Origin of the sequence: Thermogemmatispora tikiterensis (genome assembly GCF_003268475.1) — a bacterium.
In the GTDB taxonomy this organism is placed as follows: Bacteria; Chloroflexota; Ktedonobacteria; order Ktedonobacterales; family Ktedonobacteraceae; genus Thermogemmatispora; species Thermogemmatispora tikiterensis.
The window spans coordinates 278,568-287,707 of the sequence record NZ_MCIF01000002.1 but is presented as its reverse complement, the minus strand read 5'-3'; the positions used below and the strand labels follow the sequence as shown (position 1 = coordinate 287,707).

The window sequence follows — 9,140 nt, the reverse complement described above, 5'->3', positions numbered from 1 at the left end:
GGGGGTCAGCAATTCCACGTGAGCCAGCTGTGCGACTTCGAACAAAGGCTCTTGCTCGTTGCTCATTGTTTTCCTCCTCATGGACTGCTTGCAGAGGCGAGGATGTCGCCCCGAGCTTGTGACCAATTGTGGACCAACTGTGACCAACAACGAACAGGGGTCAGCTCTGCTGCTTCCAGTGCCGGTTAACGTCGTCGGGATTGATGAGATCTGGTACGGTCCAGCCATCCAGGTCATATTCCGCCAGGCACTGCTCGGCGAATCCTTTGTACTGCTCGGTTTGCCCCGTTGCCATCGCGCTAAGCAGCACCTCCAGACGGATGTTTTCATGATTGCCCGCGTAGTTGCGCTCATAGAGTTCATGGCGCCCGCCGAACTCGCTACCCAGGCTATCCCAGAGGAGCTTCATCAGCTTGACGCGGTCGAGGGCACTGTAGCCTCCTGACCCGCGAATGTACTTTTCAAGATAGGGGCGAACCTCGGGGGTCTTGAAATCGACCGCATGGGAATTGAGGTAGATCAAGGCACTGGCGACGTCGTTCTCGATGAGTTCCTTCACGCGCGGGTAGGCGACCGTGGCAAAGACGCGGTAGGCCAGCCCGTAGTCGGTGTTGGGCAGTACCGCCCCATTGTTCCAGGCGAGAGGCGTGCGCGCCATCGCATCGGTGATCGCCCAGAAGAGATTGCGCCAGGCCAGCACCTCGCCGACGCGCGCCTGTACTCCACGGAAGTCCTTGGCGCCGGTGGCCTCCACCGCTTTCAGGAAGAGGCCGGCGATGAAGTCCAGCTTCACGGCAAGCCTGATACAGCCGTGGAAGGTAAAGCGCGGGATGAAGCCGGAGAGCGGGAAAAAGTTATTGGCCTTCTCCACATCTCCATAAATGAAGATGTTCTCCCAGGGGACAAGCACTTTATCGAAGATGAAAACCGCGTCGTTTTCATCCAGGCGGCTGGAGAGAGGATAATCGAACGGGCTGCCCATGACCGCCGCCGTCATTTCATAGGAGGGCCGGCAGATGAGCTTGACCCCTGGCGCATCCATAGGGACCGCAAAGATAAGGGCGTACTCTTTTTTCTTGATCGGCAGTGGTCCGTAGTGCGCGATAAAATTGTAATGGGTCAAAGCCGAACCAGTCGCTACGACCTTGGCACCACTGACAACAATGCCAGCGTCCGTCTCGCGCTCCACGTGCATGTAAATGTCGCTAACCTCGTCAGGCGGACGGTTCCGGTCAACTGGCGGGTTGACGATGGCGTGGTTGAAGTAGAGGACTTTCTCCTGGGCCTCCTTGTACCAGCGCCGGGCATTCTCCTGATATGGCTCATAAAACTCGGCATTGGCCCCGAGCGTGCCCAGGAAGCTGGCCTTGTAGTCCGGGCTGCGCCCAAGCCAACCGTAAGAGAGACGAGCCCACTCCGCTATAGCATCACGTGCCCCGACCAGATCCTCGGCGCTGCGCGAAGTGACAAAGAACTTATGAGTATACCCGCCACTGCCAGTATCCGTTGCGGTGGTCAGAACAGGCTGCTTCTCAGGATTATGCAGGGAATCATAGAGCCGTGCAACCATGCGAGCTGTATTACGGAAAGCGGGATGAGTCGTGAGATCTTTGACGCGCTCTCCATAGATCCAGACTTCGCGACCGTCGCGCAGACTCTCCAGGTATTCCTCGCCAGTGAGCGGACGGGGGACCGCAGCGGCCTCTTTGCCTGGGGCTGGCTCATTCTGAGATACTGCCATCGCTAGTTCCTCCTTTTTACCTGTTTGGTTGACTAACGCCTGGGAATCACTTGACCCTCAGCGAGCCTGTCTGGGCTTTTTGAAACTCGCCTGACCCCACTGACCCTTGAATGGAGGGAGTATCAGGCAAAAAGAAGCTCCTCCTTCCTGCTGACAAACGGACAGTCGTGCTGCTGATCCAGGCTCAGGAGTTCATTCCCCTGCCCCCGTGGTACTCCACTGGCAGGGAATCCGGCTAAAGCTTCCCTGCACTATCGCTACTAATGGTACTGGTCTGTCTATATGAGTCAATGCATCTGTCCATCAATGCGGGACGGGCGCATTGTTTGTTAAAAATAACCAGCTTATACTTGAACTAGCTTACTTCAATCGAGGGTTCAACAGAGCAGGAGCGATCACTGGCAGCGATTCTATGCGCCCGGCGGGAAGCGCTTGGTGGCTGAGCGATTCCGGCAATCGATTTCCTCAACGGCCATGCCAGGAGAGCGTTGGCCTCTCAGTGCCACAGGGATGGGAAGACAACGGACGTGGTTTTCTGTGTACAGGTCCACCTGGAGGACAGGGCAATGGTGCAAGCTGTCTACAAAGCGTTTCAAATCCTCAACCTCTTCTCACACGAGCAACCAGAGTGGGGAGTATGTGAGATCGCGCGTAAACTGGGTTTCCCCAAGTCTACCGCCTCAGCGCTAACTGCCAGTCTGACGGAAGGGGGGCTGCTACGGCGCACCCCAGCCGGCCGATACCGCCTCGGCTGGCGAATCGTGGCGCTCTCTCAGCTCCTTCTGGAGACCACCGAGTTCCGGAGCGAGGCCCGCAGGGTGATGGAATCGCTGGTCGCCCGCTTTGGTGAAACCGTCCACCTCGCTACCCTCGAATCTGACCAGATTATCTACATCGAGAAATTGCAAGGGACACGGGCGGTGCGGGTGGCCGTGACTGGGATTGGGGTAAGGCTACCGGGCCACTGCAGCGGAGTTGGCAAATGCATCCTGGCCCATCTGCCCTGGGAGCGGGTCCTGGCAATCCTTGAGAAGCAAGGTATGCCAGCTCTCACCCCCAACACGATCACTGATCCGCAGATATTGCGGGCAGAACTGGAGCAGGTGCGCCGGCAAGGATATGCCTACGATCGCGAAGAGGCCGTGTTGGAGCTTTGCTGTGTCGCCGCGCCGATCCGTGATCACAGCGGCGAGGTTATTGCGGCCATGAGCCTCTCGATACCGGCTTACCGCTTCTACGCCAACGAGGAGCAGTATCGTCTGGCCATTGTGAGAGCAGCTCAGCAGGTTTCTGAGAATCTCGGCTATATCCCGAGAATAGCTTGTTCTGGTAAGAGGAGGAACTGAACGATCATGCAGCACTCAGCAGCGAACGGGCGAATCAAGGTCGCGATTTTAGGCTCCGGCAACATTGGGACAGACCTGATGTACAAGCTCTTGAAAGAGCCAGGGTCAATGGAGTTAGCGCTGGTGGCAGGTATCGATCCTCAGTCAGAAGGGTTGGAGCGAGCTCGCTCGCTTGGCATACCAGCCAGCACCGAGAGCATTCATGCGGTTCTTGCAGACCCCGAGATTCGCATTGTCTTTGATGCCACAAGCGCCAAAGCGCATATGCGCCATGCCCGGCTCTTACGTGAGGCCGGGAAAATCGCCATCGACCTGACGCCGGCAGCGCGCGGCCCCTACGTGGTGCCGCCGGTCAACCTGGGTGCCCACCTGGATCAGGTGAATGTGAACTTGATCACCTGTGGCGGGCAGGCTACGATCCCGCTGGTCTACGCTGTCTCTCGCGTGACTCCTGTGCGCTATGCAGAGATGGTCAGTACCGTGGCCAGCGCTTCGGCAGGTCCTGGAACGCGCCAGAACATTGACGAGTTCACCTACACAACGGCGCGAGGACTGGAGGCACTGGGTGGCGCACGGGAGGGCAAAGCCATCATTATCCTCAATCCTGCTTCTCCGCCCATCATGATGCGCAACACCGTGTATGTGGTACCCGAGGGCGACTTCGACTTCCAACAAGTGGCCGCCTCGGTTGAGCAGATGGTCTCCGACGTGCAGCGCTATGTCCCGGGCTACCTGCTCAAGAATCCCCCCGTGGTTGAGATGCGAGAGACTCCCTGGGGGAGGAGCGCGGTCATTGTGATGCTGTTGGAGGTGCGCGGGGCCGGTGACTATCTCCCCACCTATGCTGGCAACCTGGACATCATGACCGCCGCAGCGCGCCGCGTAGGCGAACTCTTTGCCGCCCATCTCCTTTCAAGCAAGGAGGCAGTGGCATGAAGACGCTCCGCCTGACAGATACCACTTTAAGGGACGGCTCGCACGCCATGCGTCATCAATTTACTCGCCAGCAGGTGCGCAGCATTGCCCAGGCCCTGGATCGGGCAGGGGTCCCGGTCATCGAGGTCACGCACGGTGACGGATTGGGAGGAGCATCGCTGCAGTATGGGTTCTCTCATACTCCTGAGCTGGAGCTGATTGCTGAGGCGCGCAGCGTCTGCGAGCGTGCCAGGATCGCCGCATTACTGCTGCCCGGGATCGGGACACGCAAGGAGCTAAAAGCGGCTGCCGAGCGTGGTGTCCAGGTGATCCGCATCGCCACCCAATGTACAGAGGCGGATATCTCAGAGCAGCACTTTGGTCTTACCAAAGAGCTAGGGCTTGAAGCCGTGGGCTTTCTCATGATGGCGCACATGCGCCCTCCAGAGGTGCTGGCCGAGCAAGCCAGGCTGATGGAATCCTACGGCGCCGATTGCGTCTATATTGTCGATTCTGCTGGCGCCCTTCTGCCTGACGGGGCCTACGCGCGAGTCAAGGCCCTCAAGGAGGCGCTGACTATCCAGGTGGGTTTTCATGCCCATAATAACCTGGGTCTCGCTATAGGGAACACGCTGGCCGCCCTGGAGGCTGGGGTTGATCAGATCGATGGCAGCCTGCGTGGCCTCGGGGCAGGAGCTGGTAACGCCGCCACAGAAGTGATCGCCGCGGTTCTCGACAAAATGGGCCAGAACCCCGGCCTGAATGTCTTCGCCCTGATGGATGCTGCCGAGTATATTGTCGCCCCTATCGCTCCGTATCAGCCCCTGCCCGACCGCGATGCGCTCACGATCGGCTACGCGGGAGTCTATTCGACCTTCCTGCTGCACGCTCGCCGGGCCGGTGAACTGTACCATCTTGATCCCCGCAGTATTCTGGTCGAGTTGGGGCGCCGCCAGGCAGTTGCTGGACAAGAGGACTGGATCCTCGACGTGGCGCTGGACCTCGCCAGACGGTCGCAAGACAAACCTGTGCCCCAGACGTGAGCTTGTGCCAGAAAGGAGATCACTCATGGAACTGCAGCAGCAGTCAGTAGAGGCAGCGCCGCCGCAGAGCGTGGTTGATCCTCGCACGTTCCGTCGCGTGCTCGGCCACTTTGCGACGGGGGTGACCGTGATTACCACTGCTTACGAGGGACAGGTGCATGGCATGACTGCCAATGCCTTCATGTCAGTCTCCCTCGATCCGCCGCTCGTGCTGGTCTCCATCGACAATCGTACACGCATGCGAGAGTGGTTAGAGCGCAGTCGCCGCTATGCTGTCAACATTCTGTCGAGTGAGCAGGAAGCGGTGGCCCAGCACTTCGCCGGGCGACCGCAAAAGAATCTGGCGCTTTCCTTCCTCTGGAAAGCAGAGTTGCCTCTCCTGGAGAAAGCCCTGGCCCACCTGCTCTGCCAAGTGAAGGAGGTCCATCCTGCCGGCGATCACACGCTCTACATTGGCCTGGTTGAGGCCCTGGAAGCCCATGAGGGCCTCCCCCTGCTGTTCTATAGCGGCAACTTCCGCTGCCTTGAAGTGCAGATCCATGATCCCTGGATCTGGTAGCTCTGAGGCGACTGGAACGGGACAGAAGAGAGAGTTCATCAATAACAGGCGGGGTTATATGCTCGTGCTCAAAGTAACAATGCTCGAAGGACGCTCCCAGTCGCAGAAGGAGGATCTGATTCAGCTTCTGTCGCAGACAGCGTCTCGTGAACTGGAGTATCCCCTGGAAGAGATCCGGGTCGTAATCTACGAGGTTTCTAGATCCCAGTGGGGAGTAGCTGGCCGCTCCTTAGCGTGCCAGGACAGGCGAGGTCAATGATGGACGGGCCGATCAATCCAGAAGAAGCTGCCCTTCTGGAAGAAGTGCGCAGCGCGCGTGCAGCAAAGTGCACCGTAGCAGGAAATCGCTTCCATCTCGATGCGAGTCTGGCGTACCGTATTCAGGAGCACCTGGGAGCACACCGTCCTGTGCGAGGCTATAAGCTTGGTCTCGTGAGTCCTGCCAAGCAGGCCCAGATGGGCATCACTACCCCCATCTATGGGCGGATCTATGATGACATGTTGCTAGAACAGCCGGTTGTCTCGCTGAGTCGCTTCATTCAGCCACGATTCGAGCCGGAAATTGTCATTCTGCTCGGCGAGGATCTTTCTCCTACAGCAGCCATTCACCAGGCTCAGCAGGCTATAGCGATGGCGTATCTGGGCATCGACCTGCTAGACTCGATCTGGGCCGGCTATCGCTTTACTCTCGCCGAAGTCATCGCTGATAACGCTTCTGGCGGAGGCTTCCTGCGAGGGAAAAAGCCTCTCGCCTGGCCCGCCGTGGGGACGTTGCGCCTCTTCATCGATGAGCATGCTGTGGCAGAGGGGTCTCTTGAGGCATTGGGGCCTGTGGAAGATCATCTCTTGTGGCTTGCCCATGAGGTGGGAGGGCTAAAGGCTGGTCAGCTGATCTACCTCGGCTCTCCAATCAGCGCCCAGCCGGCTCGCCCTGGCAGTGTCAGAGTAGAGGGACCTCAAGGGAGCTGGCTTGCCATTACGTTTTTGAGCTAGAAACGGAGGATTCGCTGGCATGCACCCCTACTGGTTCGATGTACAGCACTATATTAATGGCCAGTTCGTGGAGGGAGAGAGACACTTTGAGATCTTGTTTCCGGCCACGAATGAGGTCATAGGGCGGGCACCAGAAGGCCGAGAGGCCGAGGTTGATGCCGCAGTACGAGCCGCCAACACCGCTTTCGCGTACTGGAGCCAGATGCCCCCCTCACAACGACGGCGGTACTTACGGGCTTTCGCCGAGGGTATTCGGGCCCATGAGGAGGAGCTGGCGCTCACTGAAAGCCTGGATGTCGGGCGCCCGATCCGCGAGAATAAGGCGAGCTACGTTGCGCGCGTCGCGGCCAACATCGACTTTTTCGCGGATTTCGCGGTAATGCATGGCAGCGAGGCCTACCCGATGGAGAATGGCTATATTAACTATGTGCTTCGCCAGCCGATAGGTGTCGCGGCCTTGATCACACCCTGGAATGTTCCAATGCTCCTGGAGACCTGGAAGATTGGCCCGGCCCTGGCCTTCGGGAATACCGTGGTCTTGAAACCGGCGGAGCTGACCCCCATCGGGGCCTGGAAGCTGGCCCAGATTGCTCATGAGGCCGGCCTCCCACCGGGCGTCTTCAATGTGGTGCATGGCTTCGGCCCCGACTCGGCAGGGGCTTTGCTGACCCAGCATCCTGACGTGAGTCTCATTTCTTTCACCGGTGAGACTGTCACCGGTAAAGCCATTATGAGCGCTGCTTCTCGTACGCTGAAGCGCATCTCTTTTGAGCTTGGGGGAAAGGGGGCCACGCTGGTATTCGCCGACAGCGATCTGGATCTGGCGGTGGAGACCAGTGTTCGAGCCGCTTTCTTCAATCAAGGCGAGTTCTGCCTGGCTGGTCCACGTTTGTTGGTACAGCGCCCGCTCTATGAGCCTTTTCTTGAGCGCTTTCTGGCCAGAGCCAGCACCCTGCAGCCGGGTAATCCTCTGGACCCGGAGACGACGCTGGGAGCCTTAATCTCTCGTGAGCATGTGCAGCGTGTGCGGGCCTACATCGATCAGGCCGTGGCTGAAGGGGCGACGCTCTTGCTGGGGGGCGGGCCGCCTCATCTTCCCTCTCCATACCATGAAGGGAATTTTCTCTCTCCTACGGTGATCGCTCATGTCCAGCCTCATGACCGTATCTGCCAGGAAGAGGTCTTCGGACCGGTCGTGACGGTCGCACCCTTCGATAGTGAGGAGGAAGCTCTGGCGGTGGCCAATGGGGTCAACTATGGACTTTCGTCTGTGGTGCTGACCCGTGATGTCGGGCGCGCTATCAGAGTAGCAGAGGCTCTGAAGGTGGGGACAGTCTGGATTAACGATTTCTTTGTCCGAGATTTGCGCGTGCCCTTTGGAGGGATGAAGCAGAGCGGCATTGGACGGGAAGGTGGCCAGCATAGCCTGGAGTTCTACACTGAGACCAAAACCGTTTGCTTGAGTAACCGATCATAGCATAAGCCTTGGACAGTGACCATGTCCAAGTATGAGCAGGAGGAGAACCGTGTCCAGTGGCAATCTTTCCCCCTCTACTGCCGAAGAGCTAGCTCTACGGCTCGATCAGGCGGAGCAGACACGCACTCCCATTGCGCCCCTGAGCGAATCCTATCCGGGCCTCACTGTGGCCGATGCCTATACCATCCAGCAACACTGGCTTCAGAAGAAGTTTCTACGAGGTGCTCGCCTCGTCGGTCACAAGGTGGGACTCACCAGTCTGGCCATGCAGCGCCAGATGGGGGTCGACCAGCCTGATTATGGTTTCCTGCTCGACTCGATGGTGCACTCCTCGGGCGCCCTTCTCCCTTTGCAGCAGCTGATCCAGCCCCGCGTTGAGCCGGAAATTGCCTTCTGGCTTCAGGCTGACCTCTCCGGCCCCCATGTAACTCCCGCTGAGGTGCTGGCGGCAACGCAGAGCGTGAGCGCTGCGCTGGAGATCGTCGATAGCCGCATCAGCGATTGGCGCATTAAGCTCACCGATACCATTGCAGACAATGCCTCCTCAGCACGGGTTGTGGTCGGGCGCCCGATCGCGCTTCACGATCTGGACCTGGAGACTGAGCAGGTGGAGCTTCGGCGCAACGGCGAGGTTGTCGGAACGGGCAATGGCGCGGCAGTCCTGGGTCACCCGGCAGCCGCCATTGCCTGGTTAGTCAGGAAGCTCGCTGAGTTCAATACAGGACTGCGTGCCGGGGAGCTGGTGTTACCAGGAGCGATGTGCGCCGCTGTCCCTGCGCAGCCAGGCGATCGGTTCGTGGCGCGTTTTTCGCATCTGGGGGAGGTGAAAGTCTCCTTTGGATAGTGCTCTCGCCTTCGATGGGCCACAGCCTGAGAGGAAGGCCAGGGGTCTATGTCGGACTAATTGCCCCGGGCGCTGGACGACGGTCTCCAGAGGCCGTCAGATCCGGCCTGCCATAGCGGCAGCTGAAATTTAGCAAGGATCAAGGAGGCAACAATGGCAGAAAACGGACAGGAACCCATGTTTGAGGTAGCCCAGCTGGCTCATGTCGAGCTCCTGACTCCC

9 protein-coding genes are annotated in these 9,140 nt (G+C 58.9%); 8 read left to right on the top strand and 1 reads right to left on the bottom strand.

The window, feature by feature from the left end; all coding sequences use genetic code 11:
* Positions 1-160: 160 nt before the first annotated feature.
* Entirely contained in the window at positions 161-1,741 is a 1,581-nt protein-coding gene (locus A4R35_RS01335) for a 4-hydroxyphenylacetate 3-hydroxylase N-terminal domain-containing protein (RefSeq protein WP_112425823.1), read from the bottom strand.
* A 566-nt stretch (positions 1,742-2,307) separates the two neighbouring features.
* Here A4R35_RS01335 and A4R35_RS01330 point away from each other — a divergent pair.
* The 8 genes from A4R35_RS01330 to A4R35_RS01295 are packed head-to-tail and all read left to right on the top strand — an operon-like array spanning position 2,308 to position 8,918.
* The gene (locus A4R35_RS01330) at positions 2,308-3,087 is read left to right on the top strand and encodes an IclR family transcriptional regulator (RefSeq protein WP_112433915.1); all 780 of its coding nucleotides are present in this window, start codon (positions 2,308-2,310) and stop codon (positions 3,085-3,087) included.
* Positions 3,088-3,093: 6 nt separating this feature from the next.
* Positions 3,094-4,023 (top strand): acetaldehyde dehydrogenase (acetylating), encoded by a 930-nt coding sequence (locus tag A4R35_RS01325; RefSeq protein WP_112425821.1) that lies wholly within the window; start codon positions 3,094-3,096, stop codon positions 4,021-4,023.
* Complete coding sequence (gene dmpG / locus A4R35_RS01320) at positions 4,020-5,045, top strand: 4-hydroxy-2-oxovalerate aldolase (protein WP_112425819.1); 1,026 nt, start codon at positions 4,020-4,022, stop codon at positions 5,043-5,045. The genes A4R35_RS01325 and dmpG overlap by 4 nt, the downstream gene beginning before the upstream one ends.
* Before the next feature lie 25 nt (positions 5,046-5,070).
* A complete protein-coding gene (locus tag A4R35_RS01315) occupies positions 5,071-5,604 on the top strand; it encodes a flavin reductase family protein (protein ID WP_112425817.1) in 534 nt (177 codons plus the stop codon).
* On the top strand, positions 5,525-5,863 hold the full coding sequence (locus A4R35_RS25170; RefSeq protein WP_399356013.1) for a 4-oxalocrotonate tautomerase family protein: 339 nt from the start codon (positions 5,525-5,527) through the stop codon (positions 5,861-5,863). Before A4R35_RS01315 ends, A4R35_RS25170 begins: the two co-directional genes overlap by 80 nt.
* Positions 5,860-6,597: a 2-keto-4-pentenoate hydratase gene (locus A4R35_RS01305; protein WP_223258132.1), complete on the top strand. Its 738-nt coding sequence runs from the start codon at positions 5,860-5,862 to the stop codon at positions 6,595-6,597. The genes A4R35_RS25170 and A4R35_RS01305 overlap by 4 nt, the downstream gene beginning before the upstream one ends.
* 19 nt (positions 6,598-6,616) lie before the next feature.
* On the top strand, positions 6,617-8,074 hold the full coding sequence (locus tag A4R35_RS01300) for an aldehyde dehydrogenase (RefSeq protein ID WP_112425811.1): 1,458 nt from the start codon (positions 6,617-6,619) through the stop codon (positions 8,072-8,074).
* 49 nt (positions 8,075-8,123) lie between these two features.
* Positions 8,124-8,918: a 2-keto-4-pentenoate hydratase gene (locus A4R35_RS01295; protein ID WP_223258131.1), complete on the top strand. Its 795-nt coding sequence runs from the start codon at positions 8,124-8,126 to the stop codon at positions 8,916-8,918.
* Positions 8,919-9,140: the final 222 nt, after the last annotated feature.